General features: G+C 58.8%; 17 protein-coding genes. 9 read left to right on the top strand and 8 right to left on the bottom strand.

Translation table 11 applies throughout. The features are described from left to right. Positions 1-194 precede the first annotated feature (194 nt). The gene (locus FPZ52_RS18285) at positions 195-1,346 is read left to right on the top strand and encodes a glycosyltransferase (protein ID WP_146367031.1); all 1,152 of its coding nucleotides are present in this window, start codon (positions 195-197) and stop codon (positions 1,344-1,346) included. A gap of 3 nt (positions 1,347-1,349) precedes the next feature. On the opposite strand, the gene FPZ52_RS18290 is transcribed toward FPZ52_RS18285, so the two are convergent. Then, complete coding sequence (locus FPZ52_RS18290; RefSeq protein ID WP_146367032.1) at positions 1,350-2,246, bottom strand: Stf0 family sulfotransferase; 897 nt, start codon at positions 2,244-2,246, stop codon at positions 1,350-1,352. Positions 2,247-2,714: 468 nt separating this feature from the next. Here FPZ52_RS18290 and FPZ52_RS18295 point away from each other — a divergent pair, with 468 nt between their 5' ends. From FPZ52_RS18295 to FPZ52_RS18310, 4 genes are read left to right on the top strand one after another with little or no spacing between them, the layout of a single operon-like run. Then, positions 2,715-3,419: a sugar transferase gene (locus FPZ52_RS18295; protein WP_240804520.1), complete on the top strand. Its 705-nt coding sequence runs from the start codon at positions 2,715-2,717 to the stop codon at positions 3,417-3,419. A gap of 44 nt (positions 3,420-3,463) precedes the next feature. After that, positions 3,464-4,687, top strand: coding sequence for a polysaccharide biosynthesis/export family protein (locus FPZ52_RS18300; RefSeq protein WP_146367033.1), 1,224 nt, complete (start codon positions 3,464-3,466; stop codon positions 4,685-4,687). A gap of 26 nt (positions 4,688-4,713) precedes the next feature. Then, positions 4,714-6,219, top strand: a complete 1,506-nt coding sequence (locus FPZ52_RS18305; protein ID WP_240804521.1) for a lipopolysaccharide biosynthesis protein — start codon at positions 4,714-4,716, stop codon at positions 6,217-6,219. Beyond that, positions 6,216-7,118, top strand: coding sequence for a polysaccharide pyruvyl transferase family protein (locus FPZ52_RS18310; protein WP_240804522.1), 903 nt, complete (start codon positions 6,216-6,218; stop codon positions 7,116-7,118). Before FPZ52_RS18305 ends, FPZ52_RS18310 begins: the two co-directional genes overlap by 4 nt. A 3-nt stretch (positions 7,119-7,121) precedes the next feature. On the opposite strand, the gene FPZ52_RS18315 is transcribed toward FPZ52_RS18310, so the two are convergent. Both FPZ52_RS18315 and exoK read right to left on the bottom strand, forming a co-directional pair. Continuing rightward, on the bottom strand, positions 7,122-8,048 hold the full coding sequence (locus tag FPZ52_RS18315) for an O-antigen ligase family protein (protein WP_240804556.1): 927 nt from the start codon (positions 8,046-8,048) through the stop codon (positions 7,122-7,124). 328 nt (positions 8,049-8,376) lie between these two features. Then, positions 8,377-9,171 (bottom strand): endo-1,3-1,4-beta-glycanase ExoK, encoded by a 795-nt coding sequence (exoK, locus tag FPZ52_RS18320; RefSeq protein WP_146367151.1) that lies wholly within the window; start codon positions 9,169-9,171, stop codon positions 8,377-8,379. Positions 9,172-9,520: 349 nt separating this feature from the next. Between exoK and FPZ52_RS18325 the strand changes: the two genes are divergently transcribed. After that, on the top strand, positions 9,521-11,659 hold the full coding sequence (locus FPZ52_RS18325) for a glycosyltransferase family 2 protein (protein ID WP_420851739.1): 2,139 nt from the start codon (positions 9,521-9,523) through the stop codon (positions 11,657-11,659). On the opposite strand, the gene FPZ52_RS18330 is transcribed toward FPZ52_RS18325, so the two are convergent. From FPZ52_RS18330 to FPZ52_RS18345, 4 genes are all read right to left on the bottom strand, one after another. Beyond that, positions 11,656-11,916 carry a hypothetical protein gene (locus FPZ52_RS18330; RefSeq protein WP_146367036.1) on the bottom strand — a complete coding sequence of 87 codons (261 nt, stop codon included), beginning with the start codon at positions 11,914-11,916 and terminating at the stop codon, positions 11,656-11,658. The two genes, FPZ52_RS18325 and FPZ52_RS18330, sit on opposite strands and share 4 nt — an antisense overlap. Before the next feature lie 100 nt (positions 11,917-12,016). Continuing rightward, the gene (locus FPZ52_RS18335) at positions 12,017-13,900 is read right to left on the bottom strand and encodes an AAA family ATPase (protein ID WP_168201419.1); all 1,884 of its coding nucleotides are present in this window, start codon (positions 13,898-13,900) and stop codon (positions 12,017-12,019) included. Positions 13,901-13,916: 16 nt separating this feature from the next. Then, positions 13,917-14,846: a glycosyltransferase family 2 protein gene (locus FPZ52_RS18340; RefSeq protein WP_146367038.1), complete on the bottom strand. Its 930-nt coding sequence runs from the start codon at positions 14,844-14,846 to the stop codon at positions 13,917-13,919. Then, positions 14,843-15,871 carry a glycosyltransferase family 2 protein gene (locus FPZ52_RS18345; protein WP_146367152.1) on the bottom strand — a complete coding sequence of 343 codons (1,029 nt, stop codon included), beginning with the start codon at positions 15,869-15,871 and terminating at the stop codon, positions 14,843-14,845. The genes FPZ52_RS18340 and FPZ52_RS18345 overlap by 4 nt, the downstream gene beginning before the upstream one ends. Before the next feature lie 1,269 nt (positions 15,872-17,140). Between FPZ52_RS18345 and FPZ52_RS18350 the strand changes: the two genes are divergently transcribed. Beyond that, positions 17,141-19,654, top strand: a complete 2,514-nt coding sequence (locus FPZ52_RS18350; protein ID WP_146367039.1) for a cation:proton antiporter — start codon at positions 17,141-17,143, stop codon at positions 19,652-19,654. Between the two features lie 490 nt (positions 19,655-20,144). On the opposite strand, the gene FPZ52_RS18355 is transcribed toward FPZ52_RS18350, so the two are convergent. Further along, on the bottom strand, positions 20,145-21,422 hold the full coding sequence (locus FPZ52_RS18355) for a hemolysin family protein (RefSeq protein ID WP_146367040.1): 1,278 nt from the start codon (positions 21,420-21,422) through the stop codon (positions 20,145-20,147). Between the two features lie 162 nt (positions 21,423-21,584). Between FPZ52_RS18355 and FPZ52_RS18360 the strand changes: the two genes are divergently transcribed. Both FPZ52_RS18360 and FPZ52_RS18365 read left to right on the top strand, forming a co-directional pair. Further along, positions 21,585-22,418, top strand: a complete 834-nt coding sequence (locus tag FPZ52_RS18360; protein ID WP_146367041.1) for a sodium:calcium antiporter — start codon at positions 21,585-21,587, stop codon at positions 22,416-22,418. 341 nt (positions 22,419-22,759) lie between these two features. After that, complete coding sequence (locus FPZ52_RS18365; protein ID WP_146367042.1) at positions 22,760-24,550, top strand: SLC13 family permease; 1,791 nt, start codon at positions 22,760-22,762, stop codon at positions 24,548-24,550. The last annotated feature ends 203 nt before the right edge of the window (positions 24,551-24,753 follow it).

Genomic DNA, 24,753 nt, shown 5'->3' on the forward strand with positions numbered 1-24,753 from the left:
TCGGACGTCACTGGATATTGACCCGGCTTCACATCCGCAAACAGAATAGGCACCCCCCATCATTTTGACGGCATCGCGCGTCCTGTCCGGCCAGTTTCTGCTTAACCAGCACCAGAACTGAAGGAAGGTTTGCGTCCCTGCGCGTTGGGTCAAATACAGGGTCCAAGGGCAACCCAGTTCAGCGCGGAGCATCCATGGCAAAGATCGTCGTTTTCGGTTTCGACCTGACCGAAGCCTCACAGGTTCGTCGCATTCGCAGCCTGCGCAAGCTGGGTCACGACGTCAGCAGCCTTACCTTTCGACGCGGCAACATGAACGCGGATTTTCAACCTGAATGGAACAACACCGACCTCGGATACGCACCTAACGAGAGTTACGGGAAACGCATCGCGGCCCTGCTTCGGGCAATCCCTAGAATGGCAGGCGCACGAGAACAAATCGCGGCAGCAGACCTGATCATAGCGCGAAACTTCGACCTTCTGTTCCTGGCGCACCTGGCGCGACGGCGGTTCGGTGTTGGCGATACACCGCTCGTTTACGAGTGCCTCGATATCCATGGACTTTTTACCAGGACAGACCAGATCGGCCGTGCCATGCGGTATCTGGAACGCAAGCTTCTGGCGCGAACTCAACTGTTGGTCGTATCTTCGCCAGGCTTCGTCGAGAACTACTTCCGACCGACGCAAGGCTACACGGGCCCTGTTTCCATAGTGGAAAACAAGCTGTGGTTTGACGGGCAGAAACCCGCTCGCCCCATGCACCCTTCGCGTGTTGTGGGAGACGGGCCCCTTGTGCTGGGGTGGGTTGGTTCGATCCGCTGTGCGCCCAGCCTGAAAATCCTGGCAGAAACCGCGAAACGCATGGGCACAGATCTTCAGATCAAGATCCACGGCAATATCCACCGGCATGCCTTGCCCGAGTTCGACAAGACAATCGGTGACCTTCCCAATGTCGAAGTGTTCGGACCATACAGTTATCCCGGTGATCTGGCGCAAATATATTCGTCCTGCGATCTGGTATGGGCGCAGGATCTTTGGCAGCGCGGCGCAAACTCCGATTGGCTCTTGCCCAACAGAATATACGAGGCGAGCTGGTTTGGTTGTCCATCGGTTGCGGTCGCCGACACCCAGACAGGAAAGCATGTCGTTGACGGCGAGATGGGGCTGACCATACCGGAGGCGACCTCCGATGCACTGGTGCAGCTTCTGCATGGTCTTGAACCGGAACAAACGCAGGCGATGGCAGCCGCGCTCCTTGCAAAAGACGCGCGGCGATTTGAGTTGCACGCCGAAGATCTGACCACAGCACTCAACCCAGTGCTGCCATTCAAATCCAAAGTCGCGTAGTTGCTAGACCTCTACAAGTCGTGAGACACGACGTTGCAGCCTCTTTGCTGCATGACGCAATCGGGCTTTGACGATCTGTTTCCTGGGAATTGGTCGGTATCCCGGCAGTGCTGCACGACGCCGCAGCGCCGCTTGGCAGTCAGCCTCAAAACGCTGCCGCCAGTCATCGGTCTCTCCGCCAGCCGATCGCTGCACCTTGGGTTGAAAGACCATTTCGGTCGTTTCATGTTCAGGCATGGCAACACCCACATGTGCAGCTATAGCATTCATGGCCGCGCGAGGATCGGAAACGACATCTTCATACCACAGTTCCAAAACGGGCATTCGCAAGCCGGAATAGAAGGCGGTCCAGCGCGCATTGTCCTCGGCAATCCTGTTCAGCTTTTCCGTAATCAGATCATAGTCGTAATAACCCTCGGCACGTTCAGGCATGTCCGATATCCATGCGCCCGTCTGCTGCGCCCGGGCGAATGAAATCGCTTGCCGGGTAAGGTCGCGTCTGCGCAAGTGGATAAAATGATAAGACAACGGATCGGGCTCGTGCTGCAGAAACCGTTCAAGATGCTCGTAGTGCAGCTTGGTCGCGAACACACCGTTCGGTCCGGTGCGGACTGATTTGATATAGGCAAGCGTATCCGTCGCTTGCACCTGCTGTGCACGGCTCTCCCACACAGTCCAGTTGCCCGGGTTAAGATATTCCAGCGGGTAACCGAAAGCTCCGGTGGCCCGCATCTGATGCCCCAGAAAATGGCTTCCGCAACGTGGGGTGGTACAAATGGCAATGCGATACCTGAGCGTAGCCGGAGGAAAGTCGTTACCGGTATCGAACTGACGATCCCATAGCTCTTCCGAAACATCCACGGCAGAGGTTTCCTTCTTTGATCGGGCTGCTTCTGACATGAGGCGCGTCCTTCGCTCGTTTCTTTAGGCGGCGGCGTCCTGTACAGCAGGACAGGCACCTTACCGTTGGCGCCACACCGTATAGTGACACCCCCCAATACATAACTGCGAAACGCAGCGACGAAAGTCGTTTGCCTGCCTGCGCTGTCCTACCGCGCCCTTTTGTCGACGTGCTGCGGGGTTTTGCCTATGGATTAGGCAGTACTCCCCAGATTATCGGCCCAACCGCCGGCGCTAAGTACAACATTTTGTTTTTTAATCATTTATTTTACTGTTTTCTTTTTGGATACAGTGAAACCAATTTCGACAACTGCGCGTTGAATAACGCGAATATCCATCTAAACGACCGATTCTCAAGAAAAATTGGCTAAATTTTGCCGATGCAGAAAATCTTCCGCTGCAATTGCGAACGACTCGGCGAATACTGGGGTTACATCTGAGATCACCTGAAACTCCAGGAGCGAGCATATGTCGATATTGAATGATGTGGGCCGGACTTCATTTGCCCGCACCAAATCCCACGGGCCGCCCCGCGCCAACCGCCGTAATGGAGGTGCAGCGATCGGCGGGACAGCGAAGCGAATGCTGGATATCGCGATTGCATCACTGGCGCTGCTGCTGCTCAGCCCACTTCTACTGATGGTTGCCGTGGCGATTAAGGCAACATCACGTGGACCGGTTCTGTTCGGCCACACGCGCATCGGCCATGACGGCCAGGCTTTCCGTTGCCTCAAGTTCCGTTCAATGGTCGTGAATGGTGACGAGGTCCTGGATCAATACCTTGCGCAGAATCCGAAGGAACAGCATGTCTGGAAAACCGAACGCAAGTTGAAGCACGATCCTCGCGTGACGCGATTGGGGCATGTGCTACGTGCCTATAGCGTTGACGAACTCCCCCAGATCCTGAATGTGCTGTCAGGCAGCATGAGCATTGTCGGTCCACGCCCGGTCACACGCGATGAACTGAAACTCTATGGCGACTCGGTTGCATCATATCTGAGCGCCCGACCGGGGATTACTGGCCTCTGGCAGGTCAGCGGCCGCAGCGACCTAGGGTACGACGAACGTGTATCCCTCGACGTGTCTTATGTTCACGGCTGGTCCTTGAAACGCGACTTGGGGATCGTCCTTAAAACTGTGCCCGTGGTTCTCGGTGCACGCGGCTCCTATTGAGCCCCCGAATACAACGCCGACAATCAACCCTACCAGAGCTTTGCATGAGAAGATCCTATAAAATCATAGCGATATGTGCCGCTGCATTTGTCCTGTCGCCGGCAGCTTATGCGCAAGACATCGCGGTCGGTGTGAATGATCTTCTGAATTTGCGCGGCGCGATGTGGAACGCCGCAGATGGAACCGTTGAAGACCTGCCAAGCATAAGTGGCAGCTACTCAGTCGGCGGTGGAGGGACCATTTCCGTCCCGCTAGCGGGGTCAGTGGAGGTCGCCGGCAAGACGCCAAATCAAATCGCCGCGGAACTGGAAAAACTGATGGCAAACTATTCCGAGGTCGGTCGGGCGCCGCGGATCGCCGTCGGCGTCGAACGTTACGCGCCGATCTATCTTGCGGGCGATGTCGAAAGGCCGGGCGTCTACGACTTTGCGACTGGCATGACTGTCATAAAAGCCATTGCGCTTGGTGGCGGGTTGGAACGCGCGAAGCCCCTGGACGGAGAAGAACGCAACTACCTGCAGGCCAGAGGTGCCGCCAACGGCCTGCGCAAAGAACTGATGTATCTGGAGGCGCGCCGCGACAGGCTGAAGGCCGAAATCGAACAAGCTGCCACTCTTGACGCACCGGAGACGACTGACGAGCTGAATTCGATTCGCGGCGCTGAAATCGACATCCTGACGACCCGTAATGAACGCTATGCTCAACAGCACGCCTTTCTCGACAAATCCGAGGCCGCGCTAAAGGAATCCATCAGTGTCCTGGAACAGAAGCTGGACACCAATAACGAACAACTGGAAGCGGGTCGCGCCGAGCTGAAACGGGAAGAGCAGCTTGTCGAACGGGGGCTTGTCCCGCAAACGCGCCTGTTCGATCGGGTACGCTATGTCAGCGAATTGGAAAGCCGGCTGCTCGACATCGAACGATCTGTCCTGACCGCCCGAGAAGACCTGCGCAATGTAGAGGAAGACCGGCTGCAACTTGAGGCATCGCGCGCGGAAACAGCCGTGACCGACCTGCAAGAAGTCAACGCCAAGATCGCCGAGGCAGAAACCAAACTGGACGCGCAATACGCGCTGATGTCAGAAGCATTGGGCGAAAATGTGACACTGGAAAGTCTTGATGTGCATGCGGCCACCGGTCCCGAAATCACCGTGACGCGCAACCGTGGCGGCGAGAACCGCGCATTTCAGGCCGAACGCACCACTGAAATCCTGCCCGGTGACGTAATCGAGATTCGGTATCCGGACGTGCTGCCGACCTACAACTGAACGACCCATCCTCATTGGAGCCTTCCTTGAGCCAGACCTCCGAGACCGCCGACCCCGCGAAGGCCGGCCTCTACCATCCTCATTTGCGCAGTGGACGTTCACGTTCGGCCGTGTTCGGCGTACTGTGGTCGTCGTTGCATACGATGATCCCTGTTGTGAGTTCCACGCTGGTTTTCTTTGTCAGCGCGCTGTACTTGTCGCCCTCCGATCTGGGCTTGTTCAGCCTTGCCAGCAGCATCGTAATGACCGTCATCGCCTTGTCCCCAATCGCATTCGGGGAAGCGCTGGTGCAGCGGCAGAGCATCAGTCAAAGCTATGCCGACAGCGTTTTCTGGATGACGATGGGTGTGGGTGCGATCCTGTTCACGCCCTTCCTGTTGGCAGCCGGCCCATTATCGCGCTGGATGGGTGAACCGGCCATCGCTGCGCTGTTACCGGTCCTCGCGCTGCGTATTCCGCTGGAACTGGCAGCCGCAGTACCCAATGCGATGATCGTACGGTCGATGAAGTTCAAGATGGTGGCGTTGCGCACGACCATCGCCACATCGGTCAGCGTCGTTCTGACATTATCCCTTCTGTGGGCAGGCTACGGGTATTGGGCGCTTGCCATCAGTCAAGTCTGCGCAAGCTTGGTCATCTGCGTCATAGGGTTCTGGGCATCCGGCTGGCGTCCTGGGATCGAATTTGACCTTGGGGCGTTGCGTGAGCTTACGGGATACGGTCTTTTTGCATCGGGCACGCGGATGTTGACCACGATGCGGCTGGATCAGATCGTTCTGGGTGCACTTGGTGGCACGGCTCTACTGGGACTCTATTTCTTCGCACAACGCTTCTACATGATGCTGACGCAGCTTGTCGGCGGGGCACTGTCATCCGTGACCCACGCCCTGCTATCCACCCTGCAGTCCGATCAGGAAAAGACACGTCAAGCCTTCGGCATCGCATCCTTCGCCGCAGGTTGCATCAGCTTGCCGATGTTCACCCTGCTCGCGCTGTTGGCCCCCGATGTCATGGCTGTACTGTTCGACCCGCAATGGCAGGAGGCGAGCATCGCCGTTCAGATGTTCTGCATCATCGGCTGCATCGCGGGTATCAGCGTTGTGCAAGGGGCGTTTATCCGCAGCCAGGGTCGCGCGGATTGGTGGTTCTGGTATCAATGCCTGCAGCAGTTGTCGTCCATCGTCGTGATTCTTCTGACCTATCGCGCTGGCCTTCAGACGATGATGATCGCGATTATCATCAAATCTCTGCTGGTCTGGCCGGTATCGGTCGTAATGACAACGAAGCTGCTGGGTACTGGACTGTTCGCATATCTTCGCGCGTTTATAGCACCGGCGGCCGCAACCGTCGCGATGACCGTTGCTGTGCTCGGCTTGCCCTACCTTCTGCCCGGTATGCTTCCTCTGGAAGCGCTGATCCTGCGCTGGCTCGCAGCGGGGCTGATCTATACAGCAGTTCTGAGCCTGCTGGCCTATCCGCAGATCAAGAACATCCTGCGCATCATTTCGTCCAAAAGGGAGACCGCCGCGTGAAGCTGACCTATTTCCAGGGCACCCCACCCAATTTCGGCGACGAGTTGAACGCCACGATGTGGCACCATCTGTTGCCTGCGGATTTCTTCGACGAGGACACATCCACCCTGTTTATCGGGATCGGGTCGGTGATCCAGCATAACTACCCCCGCGATGCGCTAAAGCTGGTGGTTGGCTCGGGCTTTGGCGGCTATACTCGCCTGCCGGATATGTCGGACAAGATGTGGGATTTTCGCTTCGTTCGCGGTCCCCGCACGGCAGAGGCGCTCGGACTCGATCCACAACTTGCAATCACGGATGCGGCCGTGCTTTTGCGTGCGACACCGCTGCCGGTCGCCGATGACAACATTGGCGTGGCTTTCATCCCGCATTACGAAAGCATTGAACGCGGCAACTGGCGCGAAGCCTGCAAGCTGGCGGGTATTCACTTTATCGACCCGACCGAGCCCACGGATCGTGTCATCTCCCAGCTGCGCGGTGCTAATCTGGTGATCACCGAAGCGATGCATGGCGCGATCGTGTCTGACGCGGTGCGCACCCCCTGGATCGGCGTGAAGACCATGCACCATGTCCACCGGTTCAAGTGGTTCGACTGGGTTGAATCGCTTTCCATTCCCTATGATCCAAAGCCCCTGTTCCCATCCAACGGACGCGAGGCCTGGGCCGTGTCCACTGGCCGGTCGGGCAGCGGACCTCGAGCGCAGGCTCTGTTCAACGGGCCAGTAGGCTTTCCTGTGAATCGCATTTGCACGCATTTTGCCGCCCGCAGCCTGGAGAAGCTGGCGAGGATGGAACCCTCGCTCAGTTCGGATACGGAGATCGAGCGCGCCACGGATCGCGCCCTCGGTGCCGTCGATTTGATGCTTCGAGATTATGGCATGCGACTACGGAAGGCATGAAACCTACCGCCACCGCCCGTTCGCGCGCACCCCTTCAACGCCGTAGACGAAGGCACAGATGATCAACACGCTGCGCAGGCTGAACTGAAAGAAGATCGGCACTTCCACAAAGCTGATGATAATCACGATCACGACCATGACAAACATCAGTGCGGCCTCCGCCCGATGTGACGTCACGGCCCAGACACAGGTCAGTATGGCCGCGCCATACAGGACGAATATCTGCAAGCCGACCCCGAGAATGCCGATTTCCACCGCGTTCGACAGATAGGTGTTATGAAAGTTGAACCCGCTGCGCCCGTCTATCCCGAAATAGGCCCAAAGTGCTTCGGCAGGCGCATGTCCATGCACCCAGAACGCTTGATACCCCATCCCCAGAAACGGCCGTTCTCGGATAAAACGAAGCGCGACATCCCACAAATCCGTTCGCCCCGTCAGTGTTGCGTCCTTGCCGGTGGTTTCCAACATCAAGGCTTCGAGCGCCGAAAAGTTCGTAGCGATCAGAATTGCCAACAGAAGCCCCAGCAGTGTCAGGCCCGAGACCGACACAAAGCGTTCCGCCGAAGACATACGATAGTACAGCAGGAGGCCGAGCTGAATCAGGATCGCGGGCGGAACCACCGCCATCGCGCTGACAGATTGTGCCAACAACAGCAATACACATCCGATCAGACCGCCAAACACAGCCAAGAGGCGATACCCGTAGGGTGCCGAGCCGTCGAGAATTTGGGACGCCGCAATCACAATGAAGGTTGCTGCGGCACCGGCGAGCGCATTCTTGCTGCCATAAATCCCCAACCACGCCCCTGTATCGCCTCGCACCTCTCCGAAAAGGATACTGGCAATCATGGCAATGCCGAAGAAAACGAACAGGAGACGGCCGAACATCTTCGGACTGAGGCGCATCGCGATCACCACGGCAATGATCACGGTCGCCAAAAGCTGCAGCCCATACCGAAAACTTTGCGCGGGATACTGCGACCACGCAAAACTCAGCAGACAAAAGCAAGGCAAAAGCAGCAGATACCAATGTCTCAAGCAAGACACGATGCTTCGCTGCCAGTAGCGAGCGCACAGCGCCGTACCCGCAGCCAAAAACAACAAAGCGCCATGGGCTCGCAGAACCGGAACAAAAATGAGTGCCGCCAAAGCCGCTGATGCAAGGAGGAAGTCGGGTGAAACTGTAACAACCCTGCGCGGTCCAACCGCCGAGATCCCCGCTACATCCGACATGGGCGAAACTCCAAGACCATTTGGCTCAGTCCAACGTGCAAACGACTGATTCCGGGAACTGGCAATCTTCGCCTTCCGCGGTGAACGCGATCCAGTCGACTTCCATCGTCAAAGCCTTTGCCGGAGGATCAAACGGCCCCATCCAGTTTGGAAACGAATCACTTCCCCAGAAACTTGCATAGATCTTTTGCTCATGCGTCGGCAGAGGTGTTCCCGCGGCAGTTTCATGAACTTTCTCGCCGTCAACATACCATGTGATGCCCTCTTCCGACCAGACGAAGGAATAGGTGATGAAGCTCATGTCCGAGTCTTGCGGAAGCCGAACCCGTTTTCCATTGTTAGGCTCACTCGACACATATGTGTTCAAGCTCACCATGGATGTATCGCGCGTAAGCACCTCGAAATCGATTTCGTCATGAGGCTGGCCGTGATGTGGACCGATATAGGTAAAGAAGGCCGCGTTGAGGCCTGAGCCCTTTGCTGTACGATACCGCGCTTCATATGTCCCGTAACCATAGACCTTCCGTGACTGGATTTCACCGCAGACATAGTCGCGATTGTCTGTTGCCTGCGCGGCGAACTGCAGGTGCAGCATGCCATTCTGAACATTCATAGCATCGCGAGACCACTGACAGTTTTGCCAATCACCGTTGACCCAGCCATCAGACACTCCCCAAATGGAAGAGTCGAAGCTGTCAAAGTCATCAACAAAGCTTTCGCCGCGCGGAAGCTCCGCTTGCGCCACCACGCCAGTCGCCGCGGTCAGCGTCGTGAATCCATATGTCAAAAATTGCAAAAAAAGGTTCCTGCATAATGGCATAGCTCTCTCCAGTTTAGTCTGAACACGGGGGTCCGTGCTCCGACCATGGATGCGATTCAAGATTGAGCGCAAAGCGGAAGGGCGATCAGGGCATCAAATCGGCACAACCTCGCCGGAACGTCCGTCACAACATCAATCACATGGGCGCTGTCGCCCATTTATGTATCATCGGCATCGAAAATCGCGCTTCTGCGCCGCAGAAATTCGTGGAAGAAAATTTACTGCGGGACAGGCCGCGGTAGGGCCACTATTCTGACAACGGCCACAACAGACAGGTAACGAAGTGAACGCGACCAACGATAAGTCAGACACATCTGCAGATGGCGGTGGAGAACCTCCTGCAGTGTCCGTGGTAATGGCAAACTACAATGGAGCATCTCATCTGCTGTCTGCCATACGTTCGGTCCTGGCGCAGTCTATGTCATCGTTGGAACTTTTGATCGCGGACGACGCATCTACGGACCGAAGCATTGAAATCGTCGAGACGATTGCAAAGACGGACCCGCGCGTGCGCCTTTTGAAATCCACCGTGAATTCCGGACCTGCGGCTGCCCGCAACCGTGCGCTCGCCGCCGCGCAGGGACAATGGATCGCGGTGGTTGATTCCGATGATCTGATCCATCCGCAACGCTTTGAACGCCTTGTCGCGCTTGCCGAGTCTGAAGCTGCTGATGGCTGCGCCGACGATTTGATCTACTTTCACGAAAGCGGCACCGCGCAAGAGCCGCCAACATTGCTGGGTGATGTGGCACCCGGTTCTGCTACACTGATCACCCCCGCCATGATGCTTGGCGGAACGCAAGACGGGCTTGGCTCGGCAGATCTGGGTTATCTCAAACCCCTGATCCGCCGCGACCGTATCGGGAATTCACGCTACCGCGAGGATATTCGCATTGGCGAAGATCACGAGTTCTATCTCCGCCTTCTACTGGACGGTGCGCGGATGATCCTGACGCCGCAATCATACTATCTCTATCGTCGCCATGCAGCGTCGATTTCTCATCGGCTACGTCCCGAGGACATAGATGCAATGATCCGGGTCCAGGAGGACTTGGCCCCGCGGTTCGGACCCGTCGAGAAAGCACGGGCCCGATTGCGCCGTGCTGCGCTGTTGCGCAGCAAGCAGTACGAAACCTGCGTTCAGGACATCAAGAACCGTCGCGCTCTGCCCGCCGCCGCAAGGGCAATTCGACACCCGCATGTTGTGCTGGGGCTAGCACGGATAGCACGGGCGCGGTTAGTCTCAACCACGGCCCCTGTCCAGCCACAAAACCTGGCTGATGTTCACCTCGCACCGTTGGGCACACAGGCCGCTCCGGAGACCCTGTTGATCGAACTGCCGGAACGCGAAGCGGACTGGGTTGCGGCGGATTGGTCCAAGGTGTCGACAGCAACGCAGACAGATGGCGTGCATGTGCGTGCCGACGGGCCGCTCGCCCAGTTCGCAATGGGTTATGTTTGTGTATCCGCCCAAACACCAGCCATGGAAAGGAAGAGCATACCATTGCCAGCACCCGACAACCCTCTGGTTCAGGTCCGCACGCCAACCTACCGACGGCCGGACGCTCTGCGCCGGTGTCTCGAAAGCCTAGTGGAACAGAGCCATGAGAACTGGATATGTGACGTTTATGATGATGATCCGAACGGTTCGGCCAAGGAGATAGTCGACGGATTTGGCGATCCACGCATCCATTTCAACCACAACCGCCCCCAAAGGTTCGCATCGCGTAACATCGACAGCTGCTTTTCGCGGGCAAACCCGCGTGAAGCCGACTTCTTCTGCGTTGTCGAGGACGACAACTATCTTCTGCCGGATTTCATGGAAGAAAACATCGCCGTCTGCCGTGACAAAGGCGTCGAGATCATTTTCCGAAACCAACTGATCGAGCATGGTAGCGGCACAAACCACGCGCAGCTAAGCGAGAACGGCATCCTCGACGACAAGCTCAATGAAGGCCTGTACGACGCCGATGTTTTCCGGTTGTGCCTGATCGCGGATATTGGTGTCTCAAATGGCGGGCTGTTCTGGTCGCGTCATGCCAAGTCCGATCTGGAGATACATGAAGCTTGCAGTGCAACGCTGCAGGAATATCTGCGCACCTTTTCAATCAACGAACCCATGTATGTCGCTATGAAACCTTTGGCCGTGTGGGCCGAGAACGGGGAAGACACGACGCGCGACATCGGCATGAACACGGGCTACTTGGCGCGTGAGTTGTCCCTGAAACGGTCGATCACGCAACTGCAGAAACTCGCTTGGACACGGGCAAACCAAGCCGACAGAGCACGGTTTCTGAACCATCCGGCTTTTCGCTACTCGGCAGATATGCGTGCGCGCGGGCTTGTAAAGTCACATATAGATCTGCGCGCCGGTCAGGTGCTGGGTTGGCGTGAAACACTGAGGCTGGCACTACGTGGAGGTCTTATTCGACTGCTAGGCCGACCGGAACGCGGATTGGCCCCCTTCCTTGCTGCCAGACAAGGCTAGCGAGAACTGCCCTTGGCATGATCGGTGGATGGTGTCGACGCACGGGTACCATGATCATGCTTCTGCTGATCTGATGCGGAAGACCACGGCAACACAGCCGACAACAGCAACATCACGAAGTAGCCGATTTGCAGGACCACCGCAGCGACAACCACGCGCAGCACAACCATGCCCCAGCTTACGCCATTGAATAGCGACCACCCTGCGATTGTGACCAATGCGATCAACAAAATTGCTACGAATACGGAGACACGCACCGACACTCCCCCCGACAATCTATCCAGAGAGATTAGACCAAAATATGTCAGCAGGCTATAGGGACGTCAGATGTAATTCCGCTGGGTCACCAAACGGTCTTCATCCGTACCCGTATTCCTGTTCAATGTAGATTTCGCGCGCACCCGGTCGGGCGAATTTTCTCAATCCGCGCATATCCACCTTGTTGAGCACGACACCAAGGATCTTGTGGGCAACCTCTGGCTCGTTGCGCAGATAATCGCGCACCAAGGCTCGCGGTGTATCGCCCCAGGCGCAGGACAGTATGATGCCATCGATCTGAGCATGTATGATCTTGGTATCCACAACGGTTCCCAGCGGGGGCAGATCGAGGATGACGAGGTCGTAACTTTCTCGAAGTCCGGCAATCAGAGAGACGATATTGTGCCGTAACAGCATGTCACTACGCCGAACGCTCTGCTGTTCCGGCGTGCATGGTAACACTTCCAGCCCCGTTTCAGCGACTGTACGTACCGCCTCTTGTAATGACGCCTTGTCGTGTAGCACATCCATAATATCAGGCCGTTCGACACAATCGAGTTCCTGGCTGAGAGTTGTCCGATGCAAGTCAAGATCGACGAGAAGCGTTTGCACACCCGATCCAGCGACAAGATTTGCGTAATTGGCGGCGAGTGTGGTTTTGCCCTCACCAGCCAGCAACGACGACACCCCGATCACTTGCCCTCCGCGTCCTGCGGATACGCCGAGCATGACTGAACTATGGACATTGCGGAGCGTCTCGCCAAAAAGCGCGTTGGGGTCTCGGACGGACAGAGTCAGCAGCGGATCTATTTTCATAATTTGTCTGCGTATTCCGGGAATGGGATCGACCCCATGCGTCTTCGGAAACGACTTCCGGGGCACACGCGGCAAGTACCCCAGGAAAGGCTTGTGGGTCAAAGCCCGAACGTCTTCTCCCAATCGGAAGGAACGCTCGCGCATTTCACGCAACACGGCAATAGAAAAGCCAAGCATAAGACCAAGGATCGTTGCAACGGAAACTGACTGCCACAGCTTGGGGAGCGCCGCATTTTTCGGGGTCACGGCCTTGGTCAGGATGCGACCATTTGTGGCGGGAAACGATCCCTGAACCGCCAGCCTGTCATACCGTTCGGTCAAGGTTTGATGTAGCGCATCCAGATTCGACGCGCGCTGCGCCAACTCTCTGAGGGCAAGAACATCGGTCGGCTGTTCAGCTCGTAGAGCTTCGGACCTGCGCCGGACATCCTCCGCGCTTTGTTGTAATTCGGCGATCCGCGCCTGCATCCATTCGGCAAGACGTTCTGTCGATTCCAGGTTGGCGACGAGATTGTCTTCGAGATACGCTTCGCCATAGGCGTTCACGATCTGCGACGTCAATTCCGGATCGAACCCGACATAGCTGACATCAATGGTAAAGCTTTGCCCGATCCGCTGAATGCCGATCGTGCGCTGAAGCTTCACGGCAGCACCCTGAATCGCAGCATCTTCTCGTTCCTGTTGCGATCCTTCGGGTTGGGTGACAGGGTCAGACCCGTTCCCGATCATACCGCGTACCATACTCTTCGCAGACTCCAGCAGGTTGCGGGCCAGAGAAGTTGGCGGACGGGTGAAGGCCGGGTTTTCGTGCAGGTTCAGTTCACGTACCACTTGCTCGGCCAATGTCAGCGACCGCAGAACCTGCATTTCGTTCAGCAGCGACGTATCGTTGCGGATATAAGGCATGCTGGCGGTAATATCTTCACTGTTGTCACCCGCGCGTACGTCAACAAGAATTGTCGTTGCAGCGTAGTATTGTTCCGGCGTCGTAGCATGTTTCAACAGCCCCAGCCCAAGGCCAAGCCCTGTGCACAGAACGAGCGGCACCGCCTGACGACGCAACGCAGCCAGTAAATCTCCCAGCGTTTTGGCCTCGTTCAATGACGAACGACCAGATGCATCATGCGCGAGCTCTGCATCCTGAATTCTGAACCCGTACTCGTTCAAGCCGTTGCCCTCATCGCTAGACCTGCTTCCCGGCCGGTTCGGCCCCGTAAAGTTCCAGTTCGCGTGCGCCTGCCAACCCGGCAATCACGCCCGCGTGGAGAACACCGCGAAGCATCGCCTGGTTGCGTCTGGTCGCGTCATACGCACCAAAGCCTGCCGCGGCGAGGCAGTAGAGCAGCTTTACTCCGGCCAATCCAATATCGGCAGGTAGCTTCAGCAGTGTACCGGACCTCCGCTTCAACCGCCCATGTGTCTGTCCCATCCGGTAACGGCGACGCAACAACCAGCCGACTTTCTGACGCTCTGAAGGAACATCCTCGCGCACCAAGGCATCTTCGGCATAGACGATGTCACCACCGGCTTTCGCGATAGAGGTAAAATACGCGGTATCTTCCCCTCCCGTACGTCCCAGGCCGGGTTCGAAGCGCAGATCGCGGATCGCAGGCCAGTCGCGATCCAGCAAAGCGTTGCACGTATAGCCGGTTCTGATTTTGCCATCGACCCAGACCGGGCGGGTGGAATGTATTGCCGAACGCCGCATCCATTGTGGCGCATCATCGCCATAGACGGCATCAACCGGCCCGAGAACAGCCTGCGCTCCACTGCGCCGCATCTCGGTCCAAAGCGCTGCAATCCAATTTGGGCTTGCGACTTCGTCATCGTCGATGAATGCCAGAAACCTGCCCTGTGCGTGATCGAGAGCCCCGTTTCGAGCGATCGAAATGTTCGCGCCCGGACAATGAACGTAGCGCATAGGCACTACATCGTGCTCTGCCCTTTCAACGACGGTGCGCGCGGACGGAGAGACGTCATTATCGATCACGAGAACCGAGATCGTGACACCTTCGGGCAACTCCTGTCGCGCCAGTGAATCAAGAGTTTGGCGGAGAATGGGCCTGCGAAAGGTACAAACACATATCTCGATATGAACCCTCTCTTCCGTCATCGTGCTGCCTTCAGGGAACTGCCGTCCATGCCAAGAATATGTTCCAGCAGTTTACGCCAGAAGCCATACGACCATGAAACATGCATAACCATGGCTGACACGCCCACCAGAACCAACTTTGGTCGTCGCTCGCGAATAGCCATGCCCAGGCCCGCACCGAGCGTCACAGCCAACCACAGCAGCGCTGGCAAGGCGAAGACCCAATGTACGCTGGAAAACAATGCCAGCAACAAAGCGGGAAGAACCGCCATCACCTTCGTTTGGCGCAGACGCGGCACAATCGCATGTTTCAGGAATGTGCCCGCACGACCACGACCGTAATTACAATACTGGCGCGCCAAAGCCTTGAACGTGGACCGTGGAAAATAGACAATTGCAGGATCGGGTGTCAGCCAAATCCGGTATCCTCGCTCACGCAGACGGAAGTCAAGTTCCGCGTCTTCGTTATGGGTGAATGCCGGATCGTAGCCACCAACCGCCCGGAAGGCCGACAACCGCATCAACGCATGATGCCCATGGTCGACGAACTGGCCCTCGGTCCGCATACGGTGGCTCGATCCCCCGTTGCCTACAGGAGCATTCTGAGCAGCAGCATTGACTTGCTGGATGATAGCTTCCCCCTCCGCAATCATGCTGACAACGATGCTATCGGCACCAGTCCTATCCATTTCCGCCATCAACCGGTCGCAATAATCGTCGGGATAGCCGCAATGCGCATCAATCCGAAACAGGTGAGACGCGTTTTCTCCCGCGCATGACACTGCCAGGTTAATCCCCGCGCTTTGAATACGATCCGGGTTATGCAGCAGTGTGACGCGAGGATTACTTGTCACAAACTGTGAGACGATCTCTTTTGTGCCGTCAGTGCTTCCTCCATCAACGACAACGATCCGGCCCCCGACGCGATCCAAAGTACGAGTCAATTGTTCTAGCAGCTGTGCTATGTGCTGCGCTTCGTTCAGGCAAGGAACGACAATCAATGCGTTCCGTTTCTGTCCGCGCCTCTGATCCTGCGGCGTTGGCATCTGCTGAGCACCTCGATTGATCTGAACGTTTCGACGACCGAAGCCGGCCATGATATAGTGCACCTGCAGCATGACTATCGATGCACCTCGAGAATTGCACGTCGGACCCGCATCTCCTCGAATTATCGGCGGATTTTCGTCACTCATATTTCCTTCCATGCCTAATTCTTTGTCATCAGAATGCTGCAAAGGCTAAGTATTTGGCGAGCTGTGATGGGTGGCAGCCATGCGCCGGATGTCGGACCCATCATCAAATGTCCATTTGAGGGTAATTTGACCATTCCGGCACAGGATTAATGACCATCGGTCGCGCTGCGGTTGGTGATATTGTTTAATATCATAAGCTTACGTCAGTACGGTTTTTTCGGGTCTTCAGAACGACGCCATCAAGCGCTGCGCTGGTGGCCTCCATTGACGGCCATGGGGCATCCCTCACCTCCACCCCGGCCGGGTTCTTTCCAACACGTCCCTCTTGCAGAAACTCTGCCCGAGGGCTCGGCCCATCGCGCCTGAAGGGATCTCCATGACGAAGATCAAGTTCATTGCCGCCCGCTTCCCGGCGAGGGCAAACTCGACATCAAGCGCCGTTTCGAATGGCACCTGCGCAAGCTCCGGGTGGTGAAGGACGGCGTGTTTCCTCTCATGGGCACTACATCCCTCTATGCAATCGTCGAGGTGATCGATCCGGTGAGAAAGGCGCACGACCACAATCGCAGGCATGTCACCCGGATGATAGACACAACGGAATCACTGGCGGCAACTGCGAAGAATGGCTCAGTCCTTCAGGGTTCCACACTTTGCTCTACAAGCGTGACCCAGCCTCGCCTCCTCATGTGTGTGGAGTTTTGGCGGCCCTGAAGCTCGGTTGCTATTCGACACGACAAGGCGGTTCAGAGCACTTCGGGACAGACATCGCTGCAAGATCCAATTGCAGCAACATGCACGAATTGTACCCCGCAACCTTGGGCCCGCAAGCGTATCCCATTCGCAAGCATCACTTGGCCAACAATCCGGTGCCATCTAAAACTGATTGAAAATATCTGGACATGAAATAGCGAAGAATGTTCAGGAACATCAAAGGATTCGAGCCACCTACCAGGACGCCTCCGGAGCGAACCGTCAATAAATTTGATCCAAAACGTCTTCCTTTTTTGGCTCTGGCTGAATGGAGCGCGTTCCGTGATCATGCACCAGTCACGCGGCCATACGAGGGCTTCTTGCTCCGCTTTTTGCCGGTGCATTCCAAGTTCCTTGTGTTAGTTCAATTCCATGGACATTGTTCTCGTAACGACCATCCTCGCATCGCTTTTCCTGGTCATCGGCATGGCAGAACCGCTGGCCGCGCGGTTTCGTCTGCCCTATTCCGTGATCCTCGCGATGCTCGGCATCCTGATCGGTGTGAGCGCGACCTTCTTCCTGCGTACCGAACTGACCGATGCCCTGAACCCGGTGGCCGCGGCGATTCTGGGTCTGCCGATCCGGTCCAATGTGTTCCTCTACGTCTTTCTGCCCACGCTACTGTTCCAGACGACGCTGGGGATGAACCTGCGCCGGATGTTGGACGATTGGGTGCCGATCCTTGTGCTGGCTGTCGTGGCGGTAGTCGTGGCCACGCTGAGCGTCGGCTACGCTTTGTCATGGGCAAGCGCCCTGCCGCTGGCGGCGTGTCTGCTGATCGGCGCTATTGTATCCACGACCGATCCCTCGGCGGTGGTGTCGATCTTCCGGTCGATCTCGGCCCCGCGTCGGCTTGCGCGGATCATCGAGGGCGAAAGCCTGCTGAACGATGCAGCAGCCATCGCGCTTTTCGGACTGTTCATGGGCTTCGTGATGCTGGGCGTGCCGGACCCGAACCTCGGCGACGCACTGGCACAGTTCCCGGTGCTGATCGCGGGGGGCGCGCTGATGGGCTGGCTGGCAGCGCGGATCGCCGTCTGGGTCATGGCGTTCTTTGCCCGCTTCGAGCGGGCGCAGATCTCGATCTCGGTGGCGCTGCCCTACCTGGCCTATATCGGCGCGGAACAGATGATCGGCGCCTCGGGCGTGATCGCGGTCGTGGTGGCGGGCATGACCCTGAACCTGGCCGGGCCGGGGCGCCTGCCGCCGCAATGCTGGACCAACCTGCGCGAGGTCTGGGACCTGCTGGCACATTGGGCAGGGGCGCTGATCTTTATCCTCGCAGCACTCCTGATCCCGCGGCTGCTGGAAGAAGTGCGCCTGACCGATTTCGTTCTGATGGGCGTGGTGATCCTCGCCGCCATCGCGGCGCGGGTGGTGATCCTCTTCGGCCTGCTGCCCCTGCTCACACTCCTGCGCGCCTCGCCCGCGGTCGAGCGGCCCTATCGCGTCGCGATCCTCTGGGGCGGCCTGCGCGGCGCGGTCACGTTGGCCCTGGCCCTTGCGGTGACCGAAAGCTTCCGGGTGCCGGTCGAGGTCAAGCGCGTGGTCGGCATCCTTGCCACGGGCTTCACGCTCTTCACGCTGATGGTACAGGGCACGACGCTGCGCTGGGTGATTGCCCGGCTCGGCCTAGACCAGTTGTCTCCGATCGACCGGGCGCTGTCGCGGCAGGTCGTGGCTGTCGCCCTCCAGACAGTGCGCGAGGACGTGGCGCGGACCACTGAGAATTACGAGTTGTCCCACGACATCGTGCGCGCCGAGGCGAAGCGCTTCGGCGAGCGGCTGGATGCTGCGGTGAAGACCGCCGAGGACAGCGCCGACATCCTCGACCGTGACCGGATTACGCTGGGGCTGATCGCGCTGGCCGGGCACGAACGTGATACAATCCTGGCCCGTGTCCGGGAGCGAACGATTTCGGCCAGCATGGCCGAGCGGGTTCTTTCGCATGCTGACCGGCTGATCGAGGGCGCGCGGATCGGCGGGCGCAGCGATTATCAGCGCGTTGCGCGGCGCAGCGTCGCCTACGACCGCGCCTTCCGCGCGGCGGTGGTGCTGCACAGCCGACTAGGCCTGTCGGCGCCGCTGGCACGTATGACCGCCGACCGGTTCGAGCGTCTGCTGACAGAGCGTCTGATCCTGCGCGACCTGGGCCGCTTCATCGACGGCCGCATCCGCCGTATCCACGGCCGGCGGGTGGCAGACCTGCTACACGAGTTGCTGGCGCGCCGGGTTGAGGCGGTGGAGACGACGCTAGAGGGGCTACGCCTGCAATATCCCGGCTATGCCGAGGAACTCGAACGCCGTTTCATCCGGCGCACGGCGCTGCGACTCGAGGAAAGGGAATATACCACCATGCGCGAGGACGGATTGATCGGCGCAGAGGTTCATACCGCGCTCATGCAGGACGTCGCCGCCCGTCGGGCCGCCGCAGAGCGGCGCCCACCCCTCGATATTGCACCCCAGCGGGCGCAGCTCGTCCGGCAGTTTCCGCTCTTCGCGGATCTCGAAGACGCCGCGCTGAAGCGGCTGGGACGGGCGCTCAAGACGCGCTACGTCAACGCTGGCGACGTCATCATCCGCAAGGAAAGCGCTGCGAAGAGCGTGTTCTTCATCGCATCAGGCGCTGTAGAACTGGAGAGTGCAGGCCAGATCTGGCGGTTGGGTCGTGGCGAAATGTTCGGCCAGATGGCGATCCTGATGGAGCGGCCCAGGCGGGCAGAGGTGCGCGCCATCGCGCCCTCGACCCTGCTGGTGCTCGACGAGGAACGGTTCCGACGCTTGCTCAAGCGGAGCAAGGCGTTGCGGCAAGCGGTGCGCACGAGCGCCGAAAAGCGCGGAATAGATCCGGATGCGCTGTTCTCCGACACCCCGAATGTCGCGTGAACCGTCACCTTCCTGCTTGCACGCCGCCTTTCCTTCCACCTCGGCGAACTGTGGATATCCGGCCCGAGGAAACCGTAATGCGGCGTTGCCGCTCACCGGAAAGCAAGTCCGGTTCATCCGCAAGAACAACGTGTAGATTGCCTGTCTTGGGATAGATAGATGCGCGACCTTGGTTCGCCCCTTGGCGCGGGTTTCTTACGGCGTTGAATCGAGTCTCGCGGACCTGGCCAACTCGTGGACAAGGCGAGCGCACTGGCCGGTCTCTGCCGCTGTCCTGCTTCGGCACCTTAACGGTCCGGGCAGCGGGTCTGTTAGAGGCCGATCCGAAACTGATTGAGTGCATTCGGCAGGTTGTGGTTCTGTTCGTTTGCGAGACAGAACGGAAATCACGATGGGCTGGACCGAATTCACTCGGAAACGATATGCGCTTGGCACGCGCCATCTGGCAAGACCCTGATCAAATTCAGAGAGTTTCGAACGGGCTCTAAGCCTAGTCTGCTCGGCCAACCAGAAGCTTGTCGATGCGCCGTCCATCCAGATCGGCGACTTCGACCGTCCATCCCTGCAGTTCCAGTCTCTGTCCGACCTCGGGCAGATGTCCGACTTTCTCAAGGACCAAACCAGCAACCGTCTCGAAGTCGCGGTCTGCGTCGATCTCCAGCGACAGCAGGTCGGCAAACTCGTCCACCGGCATCCAGCCTGCGATCAAGTAGGTTCCATCGGCCCGTGTCACGGCCTTGGGTTCGTCGGTGGCGCTGTCCGGAAACTCGCCTGCGATAGCTTCCAGCACGTCCATCGGGGTGATGATCCCCTCGAAATGCCCGTACTCGTCATAGACCAGCACCATGTGCGCCGGTGCCGTCCGCAGGCGATCCACGACGTCTAGCGCGCTTTGCCCGTCCCGGACCACCGGCGCCTCGCGCAGCAGGGCCCGCAGATCGAACGGCTCGTTCATCAGCGCGGGGGCAAGGATGTCGCGGGTGGTCAGAACGCCGGTGATGTTGTCGACGTCCCCTTCCCAGACTGGCAACCGGGACCGGCTGAGGTCGTGCAGGCGCTGCAGGAGTTCCGCCTTGTCGCTGCTGGCATCGAGCGTCTCGACCTCATGCCGCGGCGTCATCAGCCCCCGCGCGGTTCGGTCGGCGACCCGCATCACGCCGGCGATCATCTGGCTCTCGGCCTGGTCCATGGCGCCAGAGCTTTCCGCCTCGGCAACGATCAGCCGGACCTCCTCGTCGCTCACCCCGCGTGATTGGTTGCCCGACTGGCCAAGCAGGGCCAGCACCAGCTTGCCCGACCGGTCGAGCACCCAGACCAGCGGGGCTGCGACGCGAGCGATGATCCGCATCGTCGGGGCGACGCGCGCGGCGACCTGTTCCGGCGCACGCAGGGCGATCTGCTTGGGAACCAATTCGCCCACGATCAGCGACAGGTAGGTGATCGCCACCACCACCGACCCAACTCCGACCGGCTGTGCATAGGCTGGCGGCATGCCAGCCTCGATCAGGCTCGCCGCCAGACGCGCACCCAGCGTCGCGCCGGAAAAGGCGCCCGCGAGGATGCCAACCAGCGTGATGCCGATCTGCACGCTGGACAGGAATCGGCCGGGATCTTCGGCCAGCCTGATGGCGGTCGCGGCCCCCTTACTGCCCTTGTCGGCCATAAGTTTCAGCCGCGCGGGCCGGGCCGAGACGATGGCCAGTTCGGACATCGCCAGAAGGCCATTGATCAGCGTCAGCAGAATGACGATCGCAATCTCGAGGTACATTTTCTCCAACTCTTGCCGATGCTCCGGCCATTTATCGTGATGATGGTGTATACTGTTGCGCTTCTGGTGGCCACGGGCCGCGCTTGGCACCGTCGGTCAGTTCCTGAAAATGCGGAAAGCGCTTGCGGCGGCGTCCCACAGATTCAGCAAGCGGACATAGAAATGCTCGCGCGCAACGAAGGGCCGATCGCCGCGCCCGAGAAATTCTTCCACCTCGAATGCGTCGAGCAGGCATCCCAGACGGCGGCGGCGGATGCCGCTTGGCCTGGCGTGCCCGATATCGCGCTCGGCAGCATCATCGGCTCGAACGTCGTCAACATCCTGCTCATCATTGGCCTGTCCGCGCTGATCTGGCCGATCAAGGTCATGGGGGCGACGCTGCGCCGCGACACGGCCGTGATGATGACCGCAGCGGTGGTTCTGGCGCCGGTCTTTGCCATGGGACAGTTGGGGCGTCTCTCGGGCCAGATCCTGGTGGCGGGTCTGGCCACTTACCTGATCTGGGCCTACCGCCAACCCAGCGGCATGGAAGCCGTGGGCGTCGGCATTCCTGCTCCGGCCTTGGCGCTCGTGTCGACCCTGTGGATCATCGGTGGCCTTGTCGCCCTCATGGTCGGCGCTCGTTTCCTTGTTGATGGCGCGGTCAGCATCGCGCACGGCTATGGGATTTCGGAAACGCTCATCGGCCTGACCATCGTTGCCGTCGGCACATCGCTGCCGGAACTGACGACATCGCTGATCGCCGCCTTCCGCCGCCAGTCCGAGATCGCCATCGATGACATCGTCGGATCGAACATCTTCAACGTGCTGGGCATCCTAGGTGTGACCGCGTCGATCCCGGTGGCGTCGCGGTTCCTGACCTTCGATCTGCCCGTGATGATCGCCGTTTCGCTGATCCTGACAGCACTGCTGCTGACCCGCCCGGTGATTGGGCGCGGGATCGGCCTGGCGATGCTGGCGGGCTATGTCGCCTACGTCTGGACCGCCCAGGGATGACAAACGCTTCCACGCACGATATGAGAAGGCTTGGAGCGATCGTGTCGCGGCTTCTCGTTGTGCTGGCGCTTGTGCTACTCGGTCTACCGAAGGGTCATGCGGACGGGATGGCGGCGAACCCCGGTCCTGCCGCCCAAAGCACGGTCGAGCAGGCCTTGGGCATCCCCTCCGGGCAGAGCGGCACTTGCTGCGCGCGCATCTGCCCGACGATACGTCGCCAGACGCGGTGGTGCCGAACGCTGCCGTTCAGGCATGGTCGTATCGCTTTGCGACAACGGTGGTGCCTGCACCCACAGATTGCAGTATCCTGAAGGCTCGTGTGCACGGAATGAGACAGTACCATGCCTCTCGATCTGATCGTTCTAGCCCCCTATGCTGCGATCTTACTGCTTCTGGCAGTATTCATCGCCTTCGCGTTGGAAGTTCAGCCGCCTGAAATTGTCGCATTCTGCGGCGCCGTCGCTGCGCTAGTTATCGGACTGGTGGACCCTGATGACGTTCTCGCGCCGCTCGCCAATCCGGCGCCGGCAACCATCGGGGCGATGTTCATCCTGAGCGCAGCCCTTGTGCGAACAGGCGTTCTGGAAACCGTAAGCGGCATCTTGGGCCGATATTCGTCGACCTATCCGAGGCTGACGATCGGATTGTTTTTCGGCTCCGCTGCCATCGCTTCGGCCTTCATGAACAACACGCCGGTTGTCATGGTGCTGATCCCGGTCGTCATCACGCTCGCGCGCGAGATGAAGATCGCAGCATCCCACCTGCTGATCCCCTTGTCTTACGTGGCCATACTTGGCGGAACCTGCTCGCTCATCGGAACCTCCACGAACCTCCTGGTCGACGGCGTCTCTCGGGATCTGGGGCTGGCACCTTTCGGTATCTTCGAGATTGCGCCGCTCGGGATCATTGTCGCCCTGATCGGCGCCGCGTTTCTGGCGGTTGCGGCACCGCGCTTTCTTCCCGTCCGTCAGACCGTCGGATCCAGTCTGCCTGAGCGGGATCAGCGCAGGTGGCTGGTCGAAATGTTCATTCCGGCAGGGTCGCCGTTGGTTGGCACGCCGCCCCGTAAGGTGGCTGCCTTCCAAACCGGGGGCAGCCGGGTCGTCGATCTTGTCCGCGGCAATGTTTCTCATCGCCAGACGCTGGATGACACTGATCTCCAGGCGGGAGACATGGTGGTGCTCGCCACCCGAGAGGCGGAACTCATGGGTTTTCGCGATGGCATCTTGGCGGACAAGGCGATCACTGGCACGGAGCCATCGACGACCCGACGCACGTCCGTGGTCGAGGTTCTGGTTGGTCCGGACACCCGGGCACTTCACAGGATGATCGGTCGGCTGCACTGGCGGCGGCGCTTCGGCGTCTATCCGATCGCACTGCACCGAAATGGTACAGCGCTCGACATGCGGCTTTCAAAGATGCGGCTCGCGGTCGGCGACACCCTGTTGCTTGATGGCACACGAGAAGACATTGCGCTCCTCGTCGACGAGGAGCGCCTGATCATGTTGTCGCCGGTCGGCGCGCGTGCCTTTCGGCAGTCCAAAGCTCCCATTGCCATCGGCACAATGGCGGGCGTGGTGGTGCTGGCTGCACTGAACGTCGCGCCGATCTTGACGCTTGCCCTAGTCGGGGTTGCGATCGTGTTCCTGACCAAATGCATTGATGCGGACGAGGGAATCGGGGCCATCGACGGCCGCTTGCTGCTGTTGATCGTGTCCATGCTGACCATGGGTAGGGCGCTGGAGCAGTCCGGGGCACTGACACTGATCGTCGGCGGCGTATCGCCCCTGCTGGCGACCGCACGACCGATTGTGGCGCTCCTGCTTGTGTATGCCCTGACCTCCATCCTGACCGAGCTGGTGACCAACAATGCCGTTGCGGTCCTCATGGCACCAATCGCGGCGGGCGTTGCCGTGCAGCTTGGTTTGGACCCACGCCCCTTCATCGTCGCGGTCATGTTCGGCGCGAGTGCGAGTTTCGCGACGCCAATCGGGTACCAGACGAACACGCTCGTCTACAGTGCTGGCGGCTATCGGTTCCTCGACTTCGTCAGGATCGGTGTGCCGATGAACATAATTATCGGTGCCATGACCGTGCTTGTCATCCCGCTGATCTGGCCGCTTGAAGGGTAGTGTGGAGCCAAGTTTCGGGAATAATTTTATTATTATAAGTATGATATTTGAGGTGAATAAGTTATCTTTCAGGCTCATGCCCGCCATAACTTTCAAGGACATGAGATCCTTCTTGTGAACCTATGAAGGGTCGATCGGATCACCGGGCGATCGAGGGTTTGGCCTCTGGAGGTATGCAACTCGTTTGCAATTCAATGTGAGGC

The sequence above is a fragment of the Qingshengfaniella alkalisoli genome (assembly GCF_007855645.1).
Classification (GTDB): domain Bacteria; phylum Pseudomonadota; class Alphaproteobacteria; order Rhodobacterales; family Rhodobacteraceae; genus Qingshengfaniella; species Qingshengfaniella alkalisoli.